This is a genomic window from Comamonas testosteroni (assembly GCF_000761245.1).
Lineage (GTDB): Bacteria > Pseudomonadota > Gammaproteobacteria > Burkholderiales > Burkholderiaceae_C > Comamonas > Comamonas testosteroni_C.
This window is the reverse complement of record NZ_AWOR01000046.1, coordinates 255,188-276,836: the sequence shown is the minus strand read 5'-3', so window position 1 is coordinate 276,836 and position 21,649 is coordinate 255,188. Positions and strand designations below refer to the sequence as shown.

Annotated in this window: 23 protein-coding genes and 1 tRNA gene; 18 read left to right on the top strand and 6 right to left on the bottom strand. The window is 61.7% G+C overall.

Going from position 1 to position 21,649, the window contains the following annotated elements; translation table 11 throughout:
- Nucleotides 1-234 precede the first annotated feature (234 nt).
- From napE to ccmI, 14 genes are read left to right on the top strand one after another with little or no spacing between them, the layout of a single operon-like run.
- Complete coding sequence (gene napE / locus P353_RS28100) at nt 235-396, top strand: periplasmic nitrate reductase, NapE protein (protein ID WP_080750524.1); 162 nt, start codon at nt 235-237, stop codon at nt 394-396.
- Complete coding sequence (locus P353_RS12605) at nt 389-691, top strand: chaperone NapD (protein ID WP_232776456.1); 303 nt, start codon at nt 389-391, stop codon at nt 689-691. The genes napE and P353_RS12605 overlap by 8 nt, the downstream gene beginning before the upstream one ends.
- Complete coding sequence (napA, locus tag P353_RS12600; RefSeq protein WP_034369691.1) at nt 684-3,173, top strand: periplasmic nitrate reductase subunit alpha; 2,490 nt, start codon at nt 684-686, stop codon at nt 3,171-3,173. Before P353_RS12605 ends, napA begins: the two co-directional genes overlap by 8 nt.
- 17 nt (nt 3,174-3,190) lie before the next feature.
- On the top strand, nt 3,191-3,697 hold the full coding sequence (locus P353_RS12595; protein ID WP_034369689.1) for a nitrate reductase cytochrome c-type subunit: 507 nt from the start codon (nt 3,191-3,193) through the stop codon (nt 3,695-3,697).
- 24 nt (nt 3,698-3,721) lie between these two features.
- The gene (locus tag P353_RS12590) at nt 3,722-4,369 is read left to right on the top strand and encodes a cytochrome c3 family protein (RefSeq protein WP_034369687.1); all 648 of its coding nucleotides are present in this window, start codon (nt 3,722-3,724) and stop codon (nt 4,367-4,369) included.
- 4 nt (nt 4,370-4,373) lie between these two features.
- On the top strand, nt 4,374-5,063 hold the full coding sequence (ccmA, locus tag P353_RS12585; protein WP_269799959.1) for a heme ABC exporter ATP-binding protein CcmA: 690 nt from the start codon (nt 4,374-4,376) through the stop codon (nt 5,061-5,063).
- 53 nt (nt 5,064-5,116) lie between these two features.
- Nucleotides 5,117-5,713, top strand: a complete 597-nt coding sequence (ccmB, locus tag P353_RS12580; RefSeq protein ID WP_230847653.1) for a heme exporter protein CcmB — start codon at nt 5,117-5,119, stop codon at nt 5,711-5,713.
- Between the two features lies 1 nt (nt 5,714).
- Nucleotides 5,715-6,476, top strand: coding sequence for a heme ABC transporter permease CcmC (gene ccmC / locus P353_RS12575; RefSeq protein ID WP_198529064.1), 762 nt, complete (start codon nt 5,715-5,717; stop codon nt 6,474-6,476).
- Entirely contained in the window at nt 6,476-6,619 is a 144-nt protein-coding gene (gene ccmD, locus P353_RS12570) for a heme exporter protein CcmD (protein WP_034369681.1), read from the top strand. Before ccmC ends, ccmD begins: the two co-directional genes overlap by 1 nt.
- Complete coding sequence (gene ccmE, locus P353_RS12565) at nt 6,616-7,134, top strand: cytochrome c maturation protein CcmE (protein WP_034369679.1); 519 nt, start codon at nt 6,616-6,618, stop codon at nt 7,132-7,134. The genes ccmD and ccmE overlap by 4 nt, the downstream gene beginning before the upstream one ends.
- On the top strand, nt 7,131-9,137 hold the full coding sequence (locus tag P353_RS12560; RefSeq protein WP_034369677.1) for a heme lyase CcmF/NrfE family subunit: 2,007 nt from the start codon (nt 7,131-7,133) through the stop codon (nt 9,135-9,137). The genes ccmE and P353_RS12560 overlap by 4 nt, the downstream gene beginning before the upstream one ends.
- On the top strand, nt 9,137-9,655 hold the full coding sequence (locus P353_RS12555; protein WP_034369676.1) for a DsbE family thiol:disulfide interchange protein: 519 nt from the start codon (nt 9,137-9,139) through the stop codon (nt 9,653-9,655). Before P353_RS12560 ends, P353_RS12555 begins: the two co-directional genes overlap by 1 nt.
- Nucleotides 9,652-10,125, top strand: coding sequence for a cytochrome c-type biogenesis protein (locus P353_RS12550; RefSeq protein ID WP_034369673.1), 474 nt, complete (start codon nt 9,652-9,654; stop codon nt 10,123-10,125). The genes P353_RS12555 and P353_RS12550 overlap by 4 nt, the downstream gene beginning before the upstream one ends.
- On the top strand, nt 10,122-11,393 hold the full coding sequence (ccmI, locus tag P353_RS12545) for a c-type cytochrome biogenesis protein CcmI (protein ID WP_034369671.1): 1,272 nt from the start codon (nt 10,122-10,124) through the stop codon (nt 11,391-11,393). Before P353_RS12550 ends, ccmI begins: the two co-directional genes overlap by 4 nt.
- Before the next feature lie 331 nt (nt 11,394-11,724).
- Here the strand turns inward: ccmI and P353_RS12540 are convergent.
- From P353_RS12540 to P353_RS12530, 3 genes are all read right to left on the bottom strand, one after another.
- Nucleotides 11,725-11,801: transfer RNA gene (locus P353_RS12540), tRNA-Val, on the bottom strand.
- A 105-nt stretch (nt 11,802-11,906) separates the two neighbouring features.
- Nucleotides 11,907-14,138: a RelA/SpoT family protein gene (locus P353_RS12535; protein ID WP_034369669.1), complete on the bottom strand. Its 2,232-nt coding sequence runs from the start codon at nt 14,136-14,138 to the stop codon at nt 11,907-11,909.
- A complete protein-coding gene (locus tag P353_RS12530) occupies nt 14,135-15,151 on the bottom strand; it encodes an alpha/beta fold hydrolase (protein WP_196354056.1) in 1,017 nt (338 codons plus the stop codon). Before P353_RS12530 ends, P353_RS12535 begins: the two co-directional genes overlap by 4 nt.
- A 75-nt stretch (nt 15,152-15,226) precedes the next feature.
- Between P353_RS12530 and P353_RS12525 the strand changes: the two genes are divergently transcribed.
- The gene (locus tag P353_RS12525; RefSeq protein ID WP_034369993.1) at nt 15,227-16,009 is read left to right on the top strand and encodes a 3-hydroxybutyrate dehydrogenase; all 783 of its coding nucleotides are present in this window, start codon (nt 15,227-15,229) and stop codon (nt 16,007-16,009) included.
- Nucleotides 16,010-16,153: 144 nt separating this feature from the next.
- Here the strand turns inward: P353_RS12525 and P353_RS12520 are convergent, their stop codons facing one another.
- A complete protein-coding gene (locus P353_RS12520) occupies nt 16,154-16,903 on the bottom strand; it encodes an SIMPL domain-containing protein (protein WP_034369667.1) in 750 nt (249 codons plus the stop codon).
- A 313-nt stretch (nt 16,904-17,216) separates the two neighbouring features.
- On the opposite strand from P353_RS12520, the gene ompR reads away from it, so the two are divergent.
- The 3 genes from ompR to P353_RS12505 all read left to right on the top strand — a co-directional run bounded on the left by ompR (nt 17,217) and on the right by P353_RS12505 (nt 20,095).
- Nucleotides 17,217-17,948, top strand: a complete 732-nt coding sequence (ompR, locus tag P353_RS12515; protein ID WP_003055820.1) for a two-component system response regulator OmpR — start codon at nt 17,217-17,219, stop codon at nt 17,946-17,948.
- Nucleotides 17,949-18,136: 188 nt separating this feature from the next.
- Nucleotides 18,137-19,639 (top strand): sensor histidine kinase, encoded by a 1,503-nt coding sequence (locus P353_RS12510; protein ID WP_034369665.1) that lies wholly within the window; start codon nt 18,137-18,139, stop codon nt 19,637-19,639.
- A 60-nt stretch (nt 19,640-19,699) separates the two neighbouring features.
- Nucleotides 19,700-20,095 carry a GFA family protein gene (locus P353_RS12505; RefSeq protein ID WP_034369663.1) on the top strand — a complete coding sequence of 132 codons (396 nt, stop codon included), beginning with the start codon at nt 19,700-19,702 and terminating at the stop codon, nt 20,093-20,095.
- 34 nt (nt 20,096-20,129) lie between these two features.
- Here the strand turns inward: P353_RS12505 and ispF are convergent, their stop codons facing one another.
- The gene (gene ispF, locus P353_RS12500) at nt 20,130-20,612 is read right to left on the bottom strand and encodes a 2-C-methyl-D-erythritol 2,4-cyclodiphosphate synthase (protein ID WP_003070287.1); all 483 of its coding nucleotides are present in this window, start codon (nt 20,610-20,612) and stop codon (nt 20,130-20,132) included.
- Nucleotides 20,613-20,764: 152 nt separating this feature from the next.
- Nucleotides 20,765-21,532, bottom strand: coding sequence for a 2-C-methyl-D-erythritol 4-phosphate cytidylyltransferase (gene ispD, locus P353_RS12495; protein ID WP_034369661.1), 768 nt, complete (start codon nt 21,530-21,532; stop codon nt 20,765-20,767).
- Nucleotides 21,533-21,649: the final 117 nt, after the last annotated feature.

Below are 21,649 nucleotides of genomic sequence, written 5' to 3'. Positions count from 1 at the left end.
AGGGCTGATCCAAGCCGCGCTTGATTCCGATGGCTATTTAGTCAACGCCCGAGGCATTTACTTGAATGTCAATTGATTCAATGAAATCTTGATGAAGCAATTGATGCAAAGCAACGAATCGAGAAGAGCCTTGTTGCAAGTCAATTTTGTAGGTAATCTCGTGGCAAAGTTCGTTGTCGGATCTCTATCGCCAAATCATGGATGCCGAATCATCCAAGCCAAAGGGGATTGCTAATGACAGAACCTCAGCCTGAATCGACTCGTACCGAGGAGTTGCGCAGCTTCGCATTTCTCGCAGTTGTTATGGCACCTATATTGGCCGTTGTACTGATTGCTACTTACGGCTTTGCGATCTGGTTTTATCAGATGATCATCGGTGGCCCCCCACATGCATGAAGAATCTGAGCCCGTCGAAACTCATACCGACTTGCATATCACCAGTCTGGTTGTGCATGTGCTGCCTCAAGCACTGGCGCCAGTAGCTGCAGGGATTGTCACGATCAAGGGCGCCCAGGTACACGGAAGTCACCCAGCCGGCAAGCTGGTGGTGACCCTGGAAGCGGCGCATGCAAGAGAAATACTGGATTGCGTATCTCAGATCGAGCAACTGGATGGCGTGATCAACGCCTCCCTGGTTTACCAGCATGTTGAGAACTGGCAGTCACTGAACCAAGAGGTAACACATGACTAGCACTAGGCGTGATTTTGTCCGTCAATCCGCGGCCGCAGCTGCAGGGGCCGTTGCAGGCATACCCATAGAAGCTCTGTCCCAGGATGCGGGAGCCATGGCGGCCGATCTGAAGTGGTCCAAGGCTCCGTGCCGCTTCTGCGGCACTGGCTGCGGCGTCATGGTGGCCGTCAAGGACAACCGCGTTGTGGCCACTCAGGGTGACCCTGAGGCCGAGGTCAACCGCGGTCTGAACTGCGTCAAGGGTTACTTCCTGTCCAAGATCATGTATGGCGGTGACCGTCTGACAAAGCCGTTGCTGCGCATGAAGAATGGTCGCTATGCCAAGGATGGCGAGTTCCAGCAGGTTTCCTGGGATACGGCCTTCGACGTCATGGCAGAGCAGTTCAAAAAGACGCTCAAGGCCAAGGGGGCCGACGCGGTGGGCATGTTCGGCTCCGGCCAGTGGACGGTATGGGAGGGCTATGCCGCCTCCAAGCTGTTCAAGGCAGGCTTTCGTACCAACAACATTGATCCCAATGCACGGCACTGCATGGCCTCGGCAGTTGCCGGCTTCATGCGCACCTTTGGCATGGACGAGCCCATGGGTTGCTATGACGACATCGAGGCCGCGACTGCCTTTGTGCTATGGGGCTCGAACATGGCTGAAATGCATCCGGTGCTGTGGACGCGCGTGACCGACAGGCGCCTGTCCACACCAGGCGTGAAGGTGGCCGTGCTGTCCACCTTCGAGCACCGCTCGTATGAGTTGGCGGACATGTCTCTGACCTTCAAGCCTCAGACCGACCTGGCCATACTCAACTACATCGCCAACCACATCATCACCACTGGCAGGGTCAACAAGGACTTTGTCTCCAAGCACTGCAATTTCAAGCTTGGCAACACCGATATCGGCTACGGGCTGCGTCCCGAGCATCCTCTGCAGAAGGCGGCCAAGAACGCCAAGGATCCCAACGGTGCCAAGTCCATAGACTATGAGGAATACGCCAAGTTCGTATCCACCTATACGCTCGAGTACACAACCAAGCTCACGGGTGTACCGGCCAACCGCCTCAAGGCCCTTGCAGAACTCTATGCAGACCCCAACAGCAAGGTGGTGTCGTTCTGGACCATGGGTTTCAACCAGCACACACGCGGTGTCTGGGCCAACAACATGGTCTACAACATTCACTTGCTGCTGGGCAAGATCGCCACACCCGGCAACAGCCCCTTCTCACTGACGGGACAGCCTTCGGCCTGCGGAACGGCGCGTGAGGTGGGCACTTTCTCGCACCGCCTGCCAGCGGACATGGTGGTGACGAACCCAGAGCATCGCAAGACTGCTGAAACCATCTGGAAGCTGCCCGAAGGCACGATTCCCCCCAAGCCCGGCTACCACGCCGTGGAACAAAACCGTGCGCTCAAGGACGGCAGGCTCAATGCCTACTGGGTGATGGTCAACAACAATATCCAGGCGGGCGCCAACCTAGCCCAGGAAGGCTACCCGGGCTACCGCAATCCTGACAATTTCGTGGTGGTCTCCGATGTCTATCCCACAGTTACGGCCGTGGCCGCCGATCTGATCTTGCCGTCGGCCATGTGGGTCGAGAAGGAAGGCGCCTACGGCAATGCAGAGCGCCGCACCCACTTTTGGCACCAGTTGGTCAAGGCTCCTGATGAGGCGCGCTCCGACCTGTGGCAATTGATGGAGTTTTCCAAGCGTTTCAAGGTCGAGGAGGTCTGGCCCGAGGAACTGCTGGCCAAGAAGCCGCAGTTGCGCGGCAAGACCCTGTTCGAGGTGCTGTACCGCAACGGAAACGTGGACAAGTTTCCCTTGGCCGATATGGATCCCGCCTATGAAAACGAGGAAGCCAAGGCCTTTGGCTTCTATCCGCAAAAAGGTCTGTTCGAGGAGTACGCCTCATTCGGCCGTGGCCATGGCCACGATCTGGCACCGTTCGACCAGTACCACAAGGTGCGCGGCATGCGCTGGCCCGTGGTCAACGGCAAGGAAACCCTCTGGCGCTACCGCGAAGGCTCGGACCCCTATGTGAAGGCCGGTACGGGCTACCAGTTCTACGGAAATATCGACGGCAAGGCCAACATCTTTGCCCTGCCCTATGAACCACCGGCGGAGGCTCCGGACAAGGACTATCCGTTCTGGCTTTCCACGGGCAGAGTGCTTGAGCACTGGCACTCGGGATCCATGACCCGGCGCGTACCCGAGCTGCATCGTGCCGTGCCTAACGCACTGTGCTACATGCATCCTGACGATGCCAAGGCGCTGGGCGTGCGCCGCGGCAGCGAAGTGGAGCTGTCCTCGCGACGTGGCTCCATGCGCACGCGCGTCGAGACCCGCGGCCGTAACAAGCCACCGCGCGGATTGGTCTATGTCCCATGGTTCGACGCCAGCCAGCTGATCAACAAGGTGACGCTGGATGCGACCGACCCGATTTCGTTGCAGACGGACTTCAAGAAGTGCGCTGTGAAGGTCACCAAGGTTTGACGAAAGAGAGGTTGACCATGAACTTCTTCCGCAAATTCGTCCGTCTTGTGGGCATGCTGCTTATGCTCAATATAGGTATGGCCTGGACGCCAGCCGCTATCGCGGAGACCTTTTATGACTCTGCGCGCGGCCCCACGCCCATCATGCAGGCGACCAAGCCACCAGTGCTTGGCAATGCCGTCAACGATGACGTGCGCCGCACGCGCAACTACACCTGGCAACCTCCCACGATTCCCCATCGCGTGGACGGCTATCAGGTAGACAAGAACTTCAACAAATGCATGGACTGCCACTCGCGAACCAAGGCCGAGATCTCACAGGCCGTGCCGGTATCGGTCACGCACTATATGGATCGCGACGGGCGCATGCTGGGGCAGGTATCCACGCGACGCTACTTCTGCCAGCAATGCCATGTGGCCCAGGATGCCGTCCGCCCTCTGGTCAGCAACACCTTCGAAGACGTGGATACCGTGATTCTGAAGGCCCTGCAGTCCCAGTCGGGCAAGGCATCCAAGAAAAACTGACGCTGCGGCACACGAGGTTCATCTATGTTGACACTTCTCAAGCGCTACTGGGCGGTGATCCGCCGCCCCAGCGTACATTTCAGTCTGGGCTTTCTGACCATCGGCGGCTTTATCGGCGGCATTCTCTTCTGGGGCGCATTCAATACCGCCATGGAGCTGACCAATACGGAGAAATTCTGCACGGGTTGTCATGAGATGCGGGACAACGTGTTTGCCGAGCTCAAGAGCACGATCCACTACACCAACCGCTCGGGCGTACGCGCCGTATGCTCCAACTGCCATGTGCCGCACGACTGGACCGACAAGATCGCTCGCAAGATGCAGGCCTCCAAGGAAGTGTGGGGCAAGATCTTCGGAACGATCGACACGCCTGAAAAGTTCGAAGCCAAGCGACTGGAGTTGGCGCAGCACGAGTGGGCTCGCTTCAAGGCCAACGATTCGCTGGAGTGTCGCAACTGCCATAACTACGACTCCATGGATATGACACGGCAGAGTTTGCGTGCACAGAACATGCACAGCACCTATTTGGACAGCAAGGAAAAAACTTGTATCGACTGCCACAAGGGCATTGCCCATAAGCTGCCTCACATTCCTCCCGGACAGGGACCCAGCGACACGCCAGGTCAAAAAGTGCCGGGGCCAGCTGAGGCTTCGGTTGCGTCGGTGCAGTAGCGGGGTGAATGGCTTGGGCACGGCTGCTTCCAGATTTCTTTGCATATCCGGCCTGGGTTGTGTACGCGGTGGCCGGGTGGTGCTGCGCGATCTGGGCTTGGAACTCGGTGGCGGTCAGCTGCTGATGCTTAAAGGTCATAACGGCGCGGGCAAGAGCAGCCTGCTGCGTTGTCTGGCCGGCCTTCTGCCATGGCGTACTGGAAGCCTCCAGTGGTGCGGAGCTACGCTGCCCCCTCAGGATCCAGCCTACCAGCGGCAACTGGCCTATATGGGACATCAGGCAGGAATGAGCGACGCCTTGACAGGGATGGAGAATCTGCGCTTTGCGCTGGATCTGATGGCTGTGAGCTGGAATGAAGCACGCGTGCAAGCCGTTTTGCAGGCCTTGTCGTTGACGGGAGTCGTCGCACGGCCTTTTGGCCGACTGTCCCAGGGACAGCGTCGGCGATTGGGGCTGGCCCGTGTTTTGCTGGGCGAGCGTGCGTTTTGGTTGCTGGACGAACCCGATAACTGTCTAGATGCCCAGGGCGAACAATATCTGGTCGAGGCACTGGAGCAGCACCTGGCCTCAGGAGGAATGGCCGTGGTGGCTTCGCACCGCCGCCTGGTGCTGCCGATGCCCCGGGTGTCAGTGCTGGACTTATCCTGCTCCGTGGTCACGACGGCAATGAATGAGCAGGTGGCTGTTTGCTGAGAGCTGTGTGCGCAAGAGAGTTGAAATTGGCCGCTCGAAGGCCTTCCGATGCCTTGGGCGGGCTGTTCTTTTTCGTGCTGGTGGGCAGTCTTTTCCCGTTGGCTTTGGGGCCGGACGCGCCCCTGCTGAGGCAGATTGCGCCGGGCATTGTGTGGGTCGCGGCCTTGCTGGCCGTGCTGCTGGGGCAGTACCGTTTGTTCGAGAGCGACATGGCCGACGGGTCGCTGGAGCAGTGGTTGCTGGCGCCTGCGCCCCTTTCGCTGTTGGTGGGCCTCAAGGTGGCCACGCACTGGTTGCTGGGCGTGTTGCCATTGTTGCTGGTGGCTCCCTTGCTGGGCTGGCAGTACGGCCTGGATGGGACGGTGATCGGTATTCTGCTGGCATCGCTGGCCCTGGGAACGCCCAGCCTGTGCCTGCTGGCGGCTCTGGGCGCAGCACTGACACTGGGTGTGCGGGGGCAGTTGCTGCTGGCTCTGGTGGTGCTGCCGCTGAGCGTACCCATCCTGATCTTTGGCAGCCATGCCGTGGCCCAGGCACAGCAAGGGCTGAGTGCAGCGCCTGCTCTCAATCTGCTGGGGGCATGCCTGTGCCTGGCGTTACTGGCCGGCCCCTGGGCTATAGCAGCGGCCTTGCGCCTCGCACTGGAGTGATATGAATTCCCTTACTTCCAATGCATCACCGACGCCTGCAGCAGGGTCCAGCGGCCGCAAATGGCGCCAACTGACTTCGCCCCCGGTTTTTTTCCACTGGGCAGGCCGAGTCTGGCCCTGGATGGCTGTGCTGGCTGCCGTGCTGGCTGCTGCGGGTCTATGGGTCGGATTTGGACTGGCACCTACGGATCACCAACAGGGCGAGGTCTACCGCATCATCTTTTTGCATGTGCCGGCCGCCTGGATGTCCATGTTCATCTATCTGGTGGCAGCGCTCCATGCTGCCCTGGGGTTGATTTACGGCACCCGTCTTTCCCCCTTGCTGGCAAGGGCCCTGGCACCCACGGGGGCGTTGTTCACGGCCATCGCCTTGTGGACCGGGGCTGCCTGGGGCAAGCCGACCTGGGGAGCCTGGTGGGTGTGGGATGCCCGGCTGACGTCGGAGCTGATCCTGCTGTTCCTGTATCTGGGTTATATGGCCATGGTCTCTGCCATCGAGGATTCGCGTCGGGCCGATGGCGCTGGCGCCATCGTGCTGCTGGCCGGCGTGGTCAATGTTCCCATCATCTATTTCTCGGTTCAGTGGTGGAGCACCTTGCACCAGGGCGCAAGCATCCGCATGGATACAGCTCCCAGCATGACGCACACCATGCTGGCCGGCATGCTGCTGATGGCGCTGGCCTGCTGGGCCTATACGCTGGCCGTCGCTCTGGTGCGGGCACGTTGCCTGATTCTGGAGCGAGCCCGCGAGGAGAGTCTGTAATGCAGGATCATGCTTTTTTCATTGCTCTGGCCTACGGTGTGAGCGCGATGGCGCTGGGTATCGAGCTGGTCAGCATCTATGTGCGCAGCCGTCGCCTGAAGGCTGAAGCCGCGTCCGGACTCTCAACCAGGGAGAGCTCATGAAGCCGCGCCAGCGTCGCCTGCTGTGGGTGTTGGCAGGACTTGCGCTGGTGGCCGCAGCCGTCACGCTGGTGCTGCGAGCGCTCAACTCCAATGTGATGTTCTTCTACAGCCCCAGCCAGGTTCATGCGGGCGAGGTTCCGCATGGTGCGGCCTTTCGCCTGGGAGGCCTGGTGGAGCCTGGCTCACTGCAGCGCAGCGGCGACGGAATATTGCTGCGCTTTGCCGTGACCGATGAAGTGCGCAGTGTGCCTGTGCAGTATCGAGGATTGCTGCCCGACCTGTTCCGCGAAGGCAAAGGTGTGGTGGTATCGGGCCGTATGCAGGCGGACGGAGCCTTCCAGGCCTCCGAGGTGCTGGCCAAGCACGACGAGAACTACATGCCGCCTGAAGCGGCCCATGCATTGAAAAACGCCGCCGGCAAGTCGCCGGAAAAGTCTGCCGATGACGCCACCGTCAGGGACGCCGGTCAGGACAGCGCCGGTGCCGCTGCCGTCTCCAGAGGAGGCCGCACATGATCGCTGAACTTGGCGTGTTCTCCCTCGTACTGGCCCTGGTTACGGCAGTGCTGCTGGCGGTGCTGCCGCTGGCCGGTGCCCACTGGGGACTGGCGGGCTGGGTAAGGCTGGCCCGGCCCGCAGCCTTTTTGCTCTGCGCGTTGTGCGTGCTGTCTTCGGCCAGCCTGTTCTGGTGCTTCTGGCGCGGAGACTTCTCGGTGCTGTATGTGGCGGCCAATTCGCATAGCGACCTGCCCATGGCCTACAAGCTGGCAGCGTTCTGGGGCGGTCATGAAGGCTCCATGCTGCTGTGGCAGCTCATGCTCTCGGGCTGGACCCTGGCAGTGGCCTGGCGCAGCCGAGACCTGCCGCCGGCCTTCGTGGCGCGCGTGCTCGCGGTGCTGGGCTGGATCAGTGTGGGCCTGCTGCTGTTCCTGCTGTTTCTCTCCAACCCGTTTGCGCGCCTGATCCCGGCGGCGGCGGAAGGCAAGGACCTCAACCCCTTGCTGCAGGATCCCGGCATGGTTCTGCATCCTCCGCTGCTGTACATGGGCTATGTGGGCTTTGCCGTGCCTTTTGCGTTCGCGCTGGCGGCACTGATCTCGGGCGAGCTGGGTGCTGCCTGGGCGCGCTGGTCGCGCTCCTGGACACTGGCAGCCTGGGGCTTTCTCACGCTGGGCATTCTGCTGGGCAGCGCCTGGGCTTACTACGTGCTGGGCTGGGGCGGCTGGTGGTTCTGGGACCCGGTGGAAAACGCCTCTTTCATGCCCTGGCTGGTGGGTACGGCCCTGCTGCATTCGCTGATCGTGACCGACCAGCGCGGCGCCTTCCGCAGCTGGTCCGCCCTGCTGGCCATCTGCGCATTTTCACTGAGCCTGCTGGGTACCTTTCTCGTGCGCTCAGGCGTGCTTACCTCGATTCATGCCTTTGCCGTGGACCCAGGGCGGGGGCTCTTCATCCTGTGCTTCATCGTGGCTGTGGTGGGAGCATCGCTGTGGCTGTTCGCCTGGCGCGCACCGGAGCTGGGCCGCGGCTCCGGGGAATTTGCCATGCTCTCGCGCGAAACCTTTTTGCTGATCAACAACGTGCTCTTCACCGCTGCAGCGCTGGCGGTGCTCATAGGCACGCTGTACCCGCTGGCGCTCGATGTGCTGAGCGGTGAGAAGATCTCCGTTGGGCCGCCGTACTTCCAGGCCGTCTTTTTGCCTTTGGTACTGCCGGCACTGGCCCTGATGGGCGTGGGCACGGTGGCGCGCTGGAAGAGCAGCCTGGTTGGCGAGCTGTGGCGGCGCCTTCGCGCGGCCCTCGTGCTGAGCCTTGCCTGCGCGGCGGTGCTGGCACTGGCAGGCGGCTGGATGGGTGTGCGCCTTTCCCCTGCCACCTTGCTGGGCCTGGCCCTGGGCCTGTGGTGCCTGCTCAGCACACTGGCCCATATCTGGCAGCGCCTGGGGCAAGGCCTGGAAATCGGCCATCTGGGTCAGCGCCTGTCGCGCCAGCCCTGGGGCTGGTGGGGCATGCTGATGGCCCATGCCGGTGCGGGCGTGTTCGTGCTGGCGGTAAGCCTTGCCGACGGGCTGGAGAGCCGGCACGAAACCACGCTGGCGCAGGGTGAGACTGCCGAGGTGGGAGGCTACCGCTTCCGCTTCGACAGCCTTGGTCCAGCCGCCGGTCCCAACTATGACGCGCAGCGTGCCCAATTCACCGTCAGCCGAGCGGGGCTGGACAGCTGGAGCATGTTTCCCGAGAAGCGGGTTTACCGCGCCCAGGGCATGGCGCTGAGCCAGGCCGCCATTGACAGCGGCTGGACACGCGACGTTTTCGTGGCCCTGGGCGATCCACTGGACGATCAAGGCCTGCGTTGGAGCGTGCGCCTACAGGTCAAGCCTTTCATGGACTGGGTCTGGATAGGCACACTGATGATGGCGCTGGGCGCGGGCCTGAGCCTTATGGACCGGCGCTTTCGTACGGCCAAACAGCGAGCGCACCGCCAGTCCGGCGCTCCGGCCCTGCAAGGAGCTGCCTGATGCGCTTTGTCCTGCCCCTGGCAGTATTTTTAGGCTTGGCCATCATGCTCGGGCTTGGCCTGCAGCGTGACCCAAGGGCCCTGCCTTCGGCGCTGCTGGAACAGCCCGCACCGGCCATAGACCGCCCTCTGCTCGAAGACCAGCAGCAAATCCTCCATCTGCAGGACCTGCGAGGCCGGGCATGGTTGCTCAATGTCTGGGCCTCATGGTGCGCACCCTGCCGACAGGAGCTACCCGTATTGGCCGAACTATCGAAGCGCGACGCGGTCGCGGTCTACGGCCTGAACTACAAGGATCAGCCGGACAAGGCTCGCGCGCTGCTGCGAGTGGCGGGCAACCCCTACCGAGCTTCAGCCATCGACGGCGATGGCCGCGTGGGCATGGACTTCGGCATCCAGGGAGTGCCGGAAACCTTTGTCATCGACGGCCAGGGCCGCGTGCGCTATCGCCATGTGGGCCCGGTAACCGCAGAAATATGGCGCGATCGGCTGCTGCCGGTCATCAGGAGTCTCCAATGAAACCGCGAAGCACCGGCGCAGCCTGCACAGCGGCCTTGCTGGCCTGCATGGCAATGCTGGCCCAGGCCGGGCAGACCGCTCGGGACCAGGAACTGCTGGATCGTGAAATGGCGCTGGCCGCTCAGCTTCGCTGTGTCGTCTGCCAAAACCAGACGGTGGCCGAATCGCGTGCCCCCATGGCCGAGGACATGCGCCGCGAGATCCGCAGCCAGCTCGAGCAGGGCCATAGCAATGAGCAGGTGATCAACTTCTTCGAACAGCGCTATGGCTCCTTTGTGCGCTACAACCCGCCCTGGAAGCCATCGACCTGGTTGCTGTGGAGCAGCCCATTCCTTGCCGTGCTGGGCGGCTTTGTCCTGCTGCGGCGCACACTGCGCCAAAGGAGCACGTCGCACGAGCCACTCACGCCGCAGCAACGTGACCGTGCACGTCAATGGCTGGACACGACCTCGAAGGAGGAACGCCAATGAGCGCCATGCACTGGTTGTGGCTGGGTGCCATCGCCCTGATGCTGCTGAGCCTGGTCGTGCTTCTGCCACCTCTGCTGGCCGAGGCCCCATTGCCCGCCAGCGATCCTGATGAAGCGCTGCGCCGCCTCTACCAGGCCCAGTTGGCCGAGTTGAAGCTGGAGCGCTCAGGCGGGCGCATGAGCGAGACCGACCATGTGCAAGCGGTCGAAGAACTGCAGCGGCGCCTGCTCAGAGAGCTGGACAGACCCAGAGCATCGGTTGCCTGGCGCCAAAGTCCATGGCTGCGCCGTGGCAGCGCGCTGTTGTTGGCGGTGCTGCTTCCTGTCGCCGCGTTCGCTTTGTACCTGCAGGTGGGTGACCCCAAGGCTGCGGCGCAGCTGGCGCAGGAGCAACCCGACGCGCACGGAGACGGCGTGGGCGATACACAGGTGCAGGCCATGGTGGATGGGCTGGCCCGGCGTCTTGAGGAGCAACCCCAGAACCTGCCCGGCTGGGTGATGCTGGCCCGCTCCTATGAAACTCTGGAGCTATTTGACGCTGCGGCCCAGGCATACCGACGGGCTTTGCAAGAGGCGCGGCGTAGCGCGATGGATGAGGAAGTCCAGGCGAGGTTATGGGCCGATCTGGCCGACGCGCTGGCATCGGCGCAGGGCGGTGATCTGGATGGCGAGGCCGGCAAGGCCATAAAGCAGGCACTGATGTTGCGGCCCGATCAACCCAAGGCTCTGGCCCTTGCAGGGAGTGCCGCCGTGCGCCACGGCAAGCTGGATGAGGCACAAAAGAACTGGCAAGCCCTGCTACGCCAGCTGGAGCCAGGATCGGACATGGCGCTGCGAGTGCAAGATGATCTGCTCAAGCTGGAGGCTTTGGCCTCTGAAGACAGCTCGAGCATCACTGCCAAGACTGCGGCTGCCTCCAAAAGCCGCCTGAGCGGAGAATTGCGATGGGCAGCCTCCAAGGCCAATCCATCTGAACCAGACCGGTTGACCAAGGCTCAGGTCTTTGTCGTGGCTCGCGCCGACGGTCACCCCCGGCCTGTGGCAGTGCTGCGCCTGCCTGCAACCTCCCTGCCGGCACATTTCACGCTGGGACCGGAGAACCTGCTTGATCCTGCAGTTTCGCTGTCGTCATTTCCAGAGCTACGTTTGCAGGCGCGAGTGTCGCTGGACGGCCAAGCCATGCCACGAGCTGGAGATATCTACAGCCAGTCGTTCTCGGTGACTCCCGGCTCCTCGAACTTGCTGCTGGAATTGAATCCTGCTTTCTAGCAAGTGTGTCCGGACTGCAGCCAGCTAGGCAGACAACGTGCGTTATTGGCATCTCCGGTGCAGGCATTGCGCCGTCATGTGCTGTGACAGCCAATCGGAAGACAGAGTCAAGAGCAGCCATGTTGCGAGGGGCGGCTCAATCTTGAACCACTACTCCGCTCTGGACGGTGATCGGCTGCGGGATTTGGACACTGGCAGAAATCAACCGACAGTTGCGACAAAATGTCTGTTTGAATGTCGTTTTCCGCTAGCGATTTCATACCGACAAAACAAAAATGCCCGCTTTTCAGCGGGCATTTTCTGTTGCAAACTCTGGTTTCGTCTGCACGTTTGGTAGGCGCGATTGGACTCGAACCAACGACCCCCACCATGTCAAGGTGGTGCTCTAACCAGCTGAGCTACGCGCCTGTTGTTCTGTTCGATGAAGCAATTGTAGCACGGGTTTTTCACTCATTTTTTGAGAGCTAACATTTTCTTGTCATCGAGCACCGTCAGGCGCAATCGGGACTTACATCAGCGCCTTCTTGCCGAGCGAACGCCGGAGACGCTGGCGACGATGCCAAGTACCTTGTTGAGGCGACCCGAATCCGCCACTTCCACCGTGAACGTCATCCACGCCGTCCCCTTGACGGACTGGGTCTGCACCCCGATGACATTGGTCTTCTCACGTGCAAACACGTCCGAGATATCGCGCAGCAAGCCTTGACGGTCGGCCGCCTCCACCGCAACGTCCACAGGGTAAACCGGTCCGCCCTTGTCCACCTGCTTGGGAGTGCCCCAGTCGACCTCAATGACGCGCTCGGGGCTCTTGGCCATCATCTCGCGGAAATTGGAACAATCGCAGCGGTGCACGCTGACGCCCTTGCCTCGAGTCACAAAGCCGCCGATCTCGTCCGGAGGAGCGGGCTTGCAGCATTTGGCCAGCTGGGTCATGAGCGAATCGACGCCCACCACCAGCACTCCGCCTCGCGACGAGTCATGACCACGCGCCTTGCGCACCGGAGTGAATGCGTCTTCCTCTGGCGTTTCTTCACTGGGACGCAGCACGACTTCGATATTGCGCAGTGAATACTCGTCCTTGCCCACGACTTCAAACAGTGCATCGGCAGACTTGAAGCCCAGCTGTGCAGCCAGCTCTTCAAGCTTGATCGCCGTCTTGCCCTCGCGCTGCAGCAGCTTTTCAACGGCCTCACGCCCGCGCGAGACGGTTTCGTGTGTGGCCTGGGCATTGAACCAGGCGCGCACCTTGGCCTTGGCACGGTTGCTGACCAGATAACCCAGCTCGGCATTGAGCCAGTCGCGCGAGGGCCGGTCTTCCTTGGCTGTGTTGATTTCTACCGTCTGGCCGCTTTCCAAAGCGGTGTTCAGCGGCACCATGGCCCCGTCCACACGCGCGCCACGGCAACGATGGCCCAAGCTGGTGTGCACCGAGTAGGCAAAGTCCACCGGCGTGGCCCCTTGCGGCAGCTCGATCACGGCCGCATCGGGCGTCAGCACATAGATGCGATCTTCAAACAGACCACGCTGGGCCGAGCCCGTCAGGTCGCTGCCCCAGGCCAGCAACTGGCGCAGCACGGCGATCTTGGCGTCATACTCGCTGGACGCCGACACACCTGCATAGCCCTTGGTGCCGGCTTCCTTGTAGGCCCAGTGTGCGGCCACGCCATGTTCGGCATGGTCGTGCATGGCCTGGGTGCGGATCTGGATCTCTATGGTGCGGCCGGTTTCATCGCGCACCACCGTGTGCAGCGACTGATAGCCGTTGGGCTTGGGTTTGGCGATGTAGTCGTCGAACTCTTTTTCCAGCGGCGTGAATTGCTCATGCACCCAGGAAAGGGCTGCATAGCAGTCCTTGACCGTAGGCACGATGACGCGCATGGCACGAATATCGAACAGCTGGTCAAAGCTCAGCGACTTGCCGCGCATCTTCTTGACGATGCTGTAGATATGCTTGGGTCGCCCCTGAACCGAGGCGCTGATGCTGTGGGCGCGCAAATCCGCCTCGAGGCGCGCGCGCATCTGCTCCATATAGGCTTCGCGTTCGACCCGCTTTTCGTCGAGCAGACGCGCAATCTGGCGATAGGTATCGGGCTCCAGAAAACGGAAAGCCAGATCTTCCAGCTCCCACTTGATCTGCCAGATGCCCAGACGGTTGGCCAGCGGCGCAAAGACATAGAGCGCTTCGCGCGCGATGCTTGGCGAGACCGGGCTCTTCTCGGCCGCGTAGTAGCGCAGCGTCTGCAGGCGCGACGCCAGGCGCAGCAGCACCACGCGCAGATCGCGCGAGAAGCCCAGCAGCATCTTGCGTACGTTCTCGGTCTGCGTGGCCACGCCATCGACATGCTGGCTGCTCAACTCGGCCTCTCGCGCCTGCTGCTGCACGCGGATGAGCTTGATGGTCTCGACCGCCAGGGTCGCAAAATTATCGCCAAACGCCTTGGCAATCACTTCCTGCGGCTTGTTCAGGTGCACGCTGGCGTGCACCAGATAAATGGCCGCCTGCATGGTTTCCGAGCCCCCAATCTTCTTGAGGATGGCGGCCACGGCGTCGGCGTGGGTCAGGGTGTTTTCACCGGTCTCCATGACTTCGCCTGCAATCAGCGGCTCTGCAAAGGCGCGCGCGCGCGCCAGCGCATTGACTTGATCGGGCAAAACCTCGGATGTGGCGGTAATCAGATGCGGCGTAGGCTCCGTGAGCTTGGGTGCAGCGTCAGAGACTGTGGTTACGGTATCGCTGGTCTTCATGCAGCTTCCTCTTGGGCCTGCTGCGCAAGACTGATGCTCGCAGGCAGACCCTTATCCCCTTGTAAAAACTTTTGTATCAACGCCACTTGCCCCGGCACTACCAGCGTTGGAGCATGTCCCACGCCTTCCAGTTCCGTGCAATGCGCTCTGGGGCCACGCTCGGTCATGGCCTTGGCGGTACGGCTGGAAAGCAGATCGGACTCGGCCCCTCTGATAAGCAAGACCTGTGCCTTGATCTGGTCGTAAAGCTGCCAGAGCAAGGCCTCACCCGCCTGGGCGGTCTCGCGCGTCATAAGGGCCATCGGCGCCGCAATACGGGGGTCGTAATGCAGCACCACCCCCCCTTGGGGATCTGGCTTGATCATGGCTTGCGAGAGCCGGCTCCATTGCTCATCGCTATGTGGGCCGAATCCCTCGGAAATCAAGCGCATGGCGGCGGCAGCGCTCTCAAAGTTGGGAAACTGCAAGCTTTTGCCGACATAGGAGCCGATGCGCTCCAGCGACTCCCACTCAATGGCCGGGCCGACATCGTTGAGCACCAGCCGCCGCGCCGGCACCGGCAGCGGCAGGCCGGGTTGGCCCAGCACCGCCATGCCGATCAGGCCGCCCATGCTGGTGCCCACCCAGTCCAGGGTTTCAATCGGCGCCTGTGCATGCAGCTGGGCGAGCAGCGCCAGCATATCGGCGGCATACAGCGGCACCTGGTAGCCCATGGGCTCGGCCAGCCAGTCGCTTTCGCCGCGCCCGACCACATCGGGACAGATCACGCGGGCAAAGCGGCTGAGCTCGGTGGCCAGCACATCAAAGTCTCGTCCCTGGCGCGAGAGGCCATGCACGCAGACGATGACATGAGGATGTCTTGGATTGCCGGTACGGTTCCATTCCCAGTACGCCATGCGGTGCGTGCCCTCGGGCTGAACCTCGACCTGCTGGCGACGCTGGGAACTGGCCCAGCTGGGAGCCATGGCAGAGGCTCCGGGACACGATACGTAATTCAGCGTAGGTTGATTCATGGAGAACGCGTTTTCAGGACCGGAGCCGATAATGGCTGTGTCGCATCGTAATTCATTCGGAGACCTTGTATGTCCATGTTGAAAGGCAAAACCGCTCTCGTGACGGGATCGACCAGCGGAATCGGCCTAGGTATCGCAATCGCTCTGGCACGCCAGGGTGCCAATATCGTGCTCAACGGCTTTGGCGACGTCGAAGCACCACGCGCCCAGGTACTGGATGCCGGCAAGGCAGCCGGCATCCAGGTCGGCTACCACGGTGCTGACATGAGCAAGACCGCCGACATCGAGGCCATGATGAAATACGCCGCTGCCGAGTTCGGCCGCGTCGACATCCTGGTCAACAACGCCGGCATTCAGCATGTGGCCAAGGTGCAGGACTTCCCCGTGGAGAAGTGGGATGCCATCCTCGCCATCAACCTGAGCAGCGCCTTCCACACCACGCGCCTGGCCCTGCCCGCCATGCAGCAGGCCAACTGGGGCCGCATCATCAATGTGGCCTCGGTACACGGCCTGGTCGGCTCGGCCGAAAAATCGGCCTATGTCGCCGCCAAGCACGGCATCGTCGGCCTGACCAAGGTGACGGCACTGGAAAACGCCACCACCGGCGTGACCTGCAACGCCATCTGCCCCGGCTGGGTGCTGACGCCGCTGGTACAAAAGCAGGTGGATGCCAAGGCTGCCGCCCAAGGCATCAGCAATGAAGACGCCACCAGACAGTTGCTGGGAGAAAAAGAGCCTTCGATGCAGTTCACCACGCCCGAAGAGCTCGGCGAGCTGGCCGTCTTCTTCTGCTCGGCCGCGGCCAACAATGTGCGCGGCGTGGCATGGAATATGGACGGAGGCTGGGCAGCACAGTAGACACTACAGGGCTTGCGCAATTGCATCTATCAATTAGATAGCATCTAGCGCTTGCCAGTAGCCATATTCAGCATCAAATCATGATGAAAATCAAAAAGGAGCAGCGCAAGCTGCTCCTTTTTTATATGCGCAGCGCCGCTCCGATCACTGCATCTGAATCGAGCCACCGACGCTGACCGTCACCTCGGTGCGATCCGCCTCTACCGGCACAGGTGCGGCATCGGCATAGCTGGCCTTGGCCATGCTCATCATGCGCGGGCGAGGCATGGGATGCCCGCCACCGCCGCTGCTGCTCACATTGACCTCGCGCAGGCTGTAGCCCGCAAAACCGAAGCTCTTGGAGATGGCCGCAGCACGCTGACGGAAGCTCTCGATCGCCTTGGCCTGGGCTTCGCCCTCCACCTTTTCCCGTGCTTCGCGCGAGAGGCCAAAGCTCATGCCAGCCAGCGCCATGTCCTGCACCTTGGCCGCAGCCTGGGTGATGCGCACGAAGTCGCGCCCCTGCAGCACGATCTCGGCCTGGCCCTGCCAGCCTTCGATCTTGCCGTTGTTGCCATAACGCGGCGAGATGGAGAAATTACCTGTGCTCAACTCCATCTGCCGACCTTGTGCATCGTTACGCAGCGTGGTCATGGCGGACTCCACGATCTTTTGCAACTGGGACTGAACGGACGCAGCATCGCGACCATCCTTGCTGGCAGACAGGGTTGCCGTCATCCAGTCCTGCTTGACCTCCACGGTTCCCTGAGCCGACAGCTGCACCACATTGGCAGGTCTTTGCATGTCACGCGCGGCGCCCTGGGCCCATGCATTGCCGCCAGCGCAGGCCGCAGCCAGCGCAAGTGCGGCAGCCGCGGCGCGAGAGGAAGAGGAAGACTTGGAAAATTGATTCATGCGGTTCACCCTTGTAAGTAAATCAGGCCATGCAGATACACATGCATTTCACCATTGCGCAAAGTCGCTGCAGCGCAGCATGTCAGCCCAGAGTGTGACTTTATGTACGAATACTCCGTATTCGACACACCAACAGAACGAACACTGAAACAATAGTGCAAAATACTTTTAAAAAGTTCCTCATGAAACATTTATTGTTCCATTAATAAACGCAACAATCGTAACAAGTGGCAAGACTTGACCCTGTTTTGCTGGATTTTTTTGATCTAGCGATAACAATGGGCCAGTTACAAATAAATCGACAAGGACGATCATGGCAACGACGAACAACCGTACTGACAAGATCCTCGTGGTGGATGACGATGCACGCATCCGCGACCTGCTGCGCCGCTATCTGACGCAGGAAGGCTTCGAGATCATGATTGCCGAGGACGGCAAGGCGCTCAACCGCATCCTGCTACGCGAGACTGTCGACTTGATCGTGCTGGATCTGATGATGCCCGGCGAGGATGGCCTGTCCATCTGCCGCCGCCTGCGCTCTGCCAATGACCGCACCCCCATCATCATGCTGACCGCCAAGGGCGAGGATGTGGACCGCATCGTGGGCCTGGAAGTGGGTGCCGACGACTACCTGGGCAAGCCCTTCAACCCCCGCGAACTGCTGGCCCGCATTCATGCTGTGCTGCGCCGCCGCCCTCCTCAGGAAGCACCGGGCGCTCCTTCGGGCGACAACGAGGTGGTGACCTTTGGCCCCTTCACCTTCGACCTGGGCACCCGCGTGCTGCAAAAGAATGGCGAGGAGTTGCCACTCACCACCGGCGAATTCGCCATGCTCAAGGCCTTGGTGCGCCACCCTCGCCAGCCTCTGTCGCGCGAAAAACTGGCCCTGCTGGCCCGTGGCCGCGAATTCGAGCCATTCGACCGCAGCCTGGACGTGCAGGTTTCCCGCCTGCGCAAGCTGATCGAGGAAGACGCTGCCGCACCACGCTATATCCAGACCGTCTGGGGCGTAGGCTATGTGTTCGTACCCGATGGCATGAACTGATTTTGCCCAACTCCATTGCAACAAGCCGCCTGCTGCGCGGCTTGTTGCGCTTGGGTGCTGGCCCATAAGGCCCATAAGTCAAGCTCTTTCAACAACCACCAGTAGATAGACACTTTTTGGACAAACCGTAACCCGTGCTGCCCATATTGGGCGTACCCTCGGGTCCAGTTATTTCCGCATTGCTGTTCATGAGCGCTTTTCACCATCCGCCGCCCGACGCCACCAGCCCCGTACCTCTGGAGTACGAGCGGCGCAGCACAGCTCGCTCCCCTGTGGGGCTGAACCTGTTCTGGCGTACCTTCTGCCTGCTGGCCCTGCTGCTGGTGGGCAGCATTCTGGCCTGGCTGCAGACACTGCGGGCACTGGATTTCGAGCCACGCACGCTGCAAACGGCCAAGCAAGTAGCCTCTTTGGTCAACCTGAGCCGCGCTGCCCTCGAGCATTCGGACGCGATCAATCGCGTCTCCCTGATCAAGACCATGGCCGACCAGGAAGGCGTTCGCATTCTGCCCCGCGAGCCCGGCGACTCCTTCGAGCTGCTGGAGCAAAACGCCCTTGGCCAGAAGTTGACCGAGGAGCTGACCACCCGCCTGGGCTACGGTACCGTGGTGGCGCGCAGCGTCAACGGGGAGCCCGGTCTGTGGGTGGGCTTCACCATCAACGGCGACCGCAACTGGATGCTGATGGACCAGTCGCGCTTCACTCCTGCCAGCGGGCAGACCTGGCTGATCTGGCTGATCACGGCCGCCCTGTTGTCGCTCATCGGCGCGGCCGCCATCGCCCGCCTGATCAACCGGCCGCTCAAACAGCTGTCTTACGCGGCCAACCGAGTGCGCGAGGGTGACTTCGATGCCAGCCAGCTCGACGAGGAGGCCGTGACCAGCGAAATCCGCGAAGTCAACATCGGCTTCAACCGCATGGCGCAGAAGCTGGCCAAGCTGGAGCAGGACCGTGCCGTGATGCTGGCCGGCATCTCCCACGACCTGCGCACGCCGCTGGCGCGGCTGCGCCTGGAGACCGAGATGAGCGTCTATGACGATGTGGCGCGCGAGCATATGGTGGCCGACATCGTTCAACTGGACGCCACCATCGACAAATTCCTGGATTACGCCCGCCCCGATCATCGCGTCATGCTCAGCCCCGTGGATCTGCACGCCGTGGTTGCCTCCTGCGTCTATGCAGTGCAGGACCATCGTGAGCTGCAAATCACCATGAACGTGCCCGAAGACCTCTATGTCATGGCCGATGAGGTGGAGCTGGCACGCGTGATCTCCAATCTCTTCGAGAACGCACGCCGCTACGGCAAGACCCCATCCACCGACACGACCGAGGTGGATGTGGTTGCCAAGGAAAGCGAAAAATGGGTGGTCATCCGTATCCGCGACCATGGCAAGGGCGTGCCGGCCGAGCAACTGGCCAATCTGACCCAGCCCTTCTTCCGCGGCGACACTGCACGCACGGCAGCTGCAGGCGCAGGCCTGGGGCTGTCCATCGTGGACAAGACGGTTCAGCGCATGGGCGGCATGTTTGCCCTGTCCAATTCATCGACGGGCGGCCTGGTCGCCCATCTGCAGCTGCAGCGCGCCATGGGTGTGACAGCCGGTGCTGCACCCGAACAACGCCTGCAGCGCCCCCAGGTCAAGCGCAATCTGCCGCGCGACAAGAAAGACGATGAGGTAGGGCAAGACTGAATCGACCCACCTCATTGCACAATCGGCATCGCCTTTCAACCATCTGCCGGAGAGTTCACCATGCAAGCCCGATGCCTGTGCAAAGCCGTTCTCGTCACCGCACCCGATACCCACGAAGTTCATGTCTGCCACTGCAGCATGTGCCGGCGCTGGGGAGAAGGCCCTGCCTTCACCCTGCATGGCGGCACAGCAGTGCAGACCAGCGGCCCCGTCACGCGCTATGCCTCCTCGCCATGGGCGGAGCGCGCCTTCTGCAGCAGCTGCGGCACCCACCTCTTCTACCGTCTGCTGGCAAACAACGAGCACTTCCTATCTGCCGGGCTGTTTCAGGACGCCCAGGGACTGACACTGGCACAGCAGATCTATATCGACGAGAAGCCAGACTATTACGCGCTGGCCAATGACACCCCGACCCTGACCGGGGCCGAAGTGCAAGCCCTCTACAGCGATTCATGACCGGCTTTCGCAGCGGCCATTGCGCCAAACGAAGCTAAGCAGTCCGCACCAGCAAGGCCACGGCACGAGCCTCCATGGCCTGCTGCTGACCCACAGGCCCCAGCTTCTCGGCCGTCTTGGCCTTGACGTTGACCTGCTCCACATCCAGCTCCAGCACCTGGGCAATGCGCTCGCGCATCTTCTCGATATGGGGTGCCAGCTTGGGCGCCTGGGCCACGATGGTGCTATCGATATTGCCGATCTCGAAGCCCTTGGCGCGCACGCGCCTGGCAGCCTCGGCCAGCAGCACGGCAGAGTCCGCCCCCTTGAACTGCGCGTCGGTATCCGAGAAATGGCGGCCGATATCGCCCAATGCCGCAGCACCGAACAAGGCATCGGTGATTGCATGCAGCAGCACGTCGGCATCCGAATGCCCGAGCAAGCCCAGGCTGTGAGGCACCTCGACACCGCCGAGAATCAGCTTGCGCCCAGGAACCAGGGCATGTACATCCCAGCCTTCACCAATACGAAAATTCATAAAAATCCCTGTCAAACTCTTGCTCATAAAGCGCAAGCAGCTATCAAATTAAATACTATCTGCGCCGACCCGGGGCGGGCACGGCATTCTGCCGATGGCAATGCCCACCGTGCGCTCTTGCGTGCGTCAAGCCCTGCCGATGCCAAATCCCTCTAGCCACCCGCCTTGCGCTGCAGCAGCACGGCCTCGGCCAGCGCAAAGTCGTCGGGGTAGGTCACCTTGAAGTTCTGCGCACCGCCCGGCACCAGTCTGGGTGAGTGACCGGCCAGTTCCATGGCGCTGGCTTCGTCGGTCACGGCAGCGCCCGCCGCCTGCAGCGCAGCCAGCAAGGCTGCGATACGGAACATCTGCGGCGTCTGAGCCAGCCATTTGTCGCTGCGCTCCACCGTCTGCGCCACACGCGCCGGGCCCGCTCCGGCGGCCTGCTGCTTGAGAGTGTCGGGCAGTTTCAGCGCCAGCAGCCCACCCACCGCATCCGGCAGACAGGCATCGATCAAGGCGTTCACCTGCGCCGATGCGACCAGACAGCGCGCCGCGTCATGCACCAGCACCCAGTCCTCGCCGCTGGCCCCCATGCGCAGCAACTCCTGCAGGCCGTTGCTCACGGTCTCTGCACGGGTGGCTCCGCCACAGGCAGCAATGCCGAGCCGGGCGTCCGTGGCGCGCCCTTGCCAAAAGCCATCGGAAGCAGAGACCACCAGCAGCACCCGGTGCATGCGCTGCACCGCCAACATGGCGGCCAGCGTGTGCATGACCATGGGCTGGCCCGCAACGCTCTGGTATTGCTTGGGTAGCTCGGGGGCCGGGGAATCTGCGGCAATGGCACGCAGACCGACGCCCGCGCAGGGAATCAGCCCCCAGCAGCGGGGTGCAGATGCAGGCGACGACGCCGCCGCAGCGTTTGCCTTGTCGTCCGTCATGGACTCAGGCGAGAAAAACCGATCTGTCATGCACAGTATTTTAAAATCACCATTTCGTCCGAAAGCCTGTGAGATCCATCGAAGACCTGCTTTCGGCTTGCATCGCCTTGAGGTGTC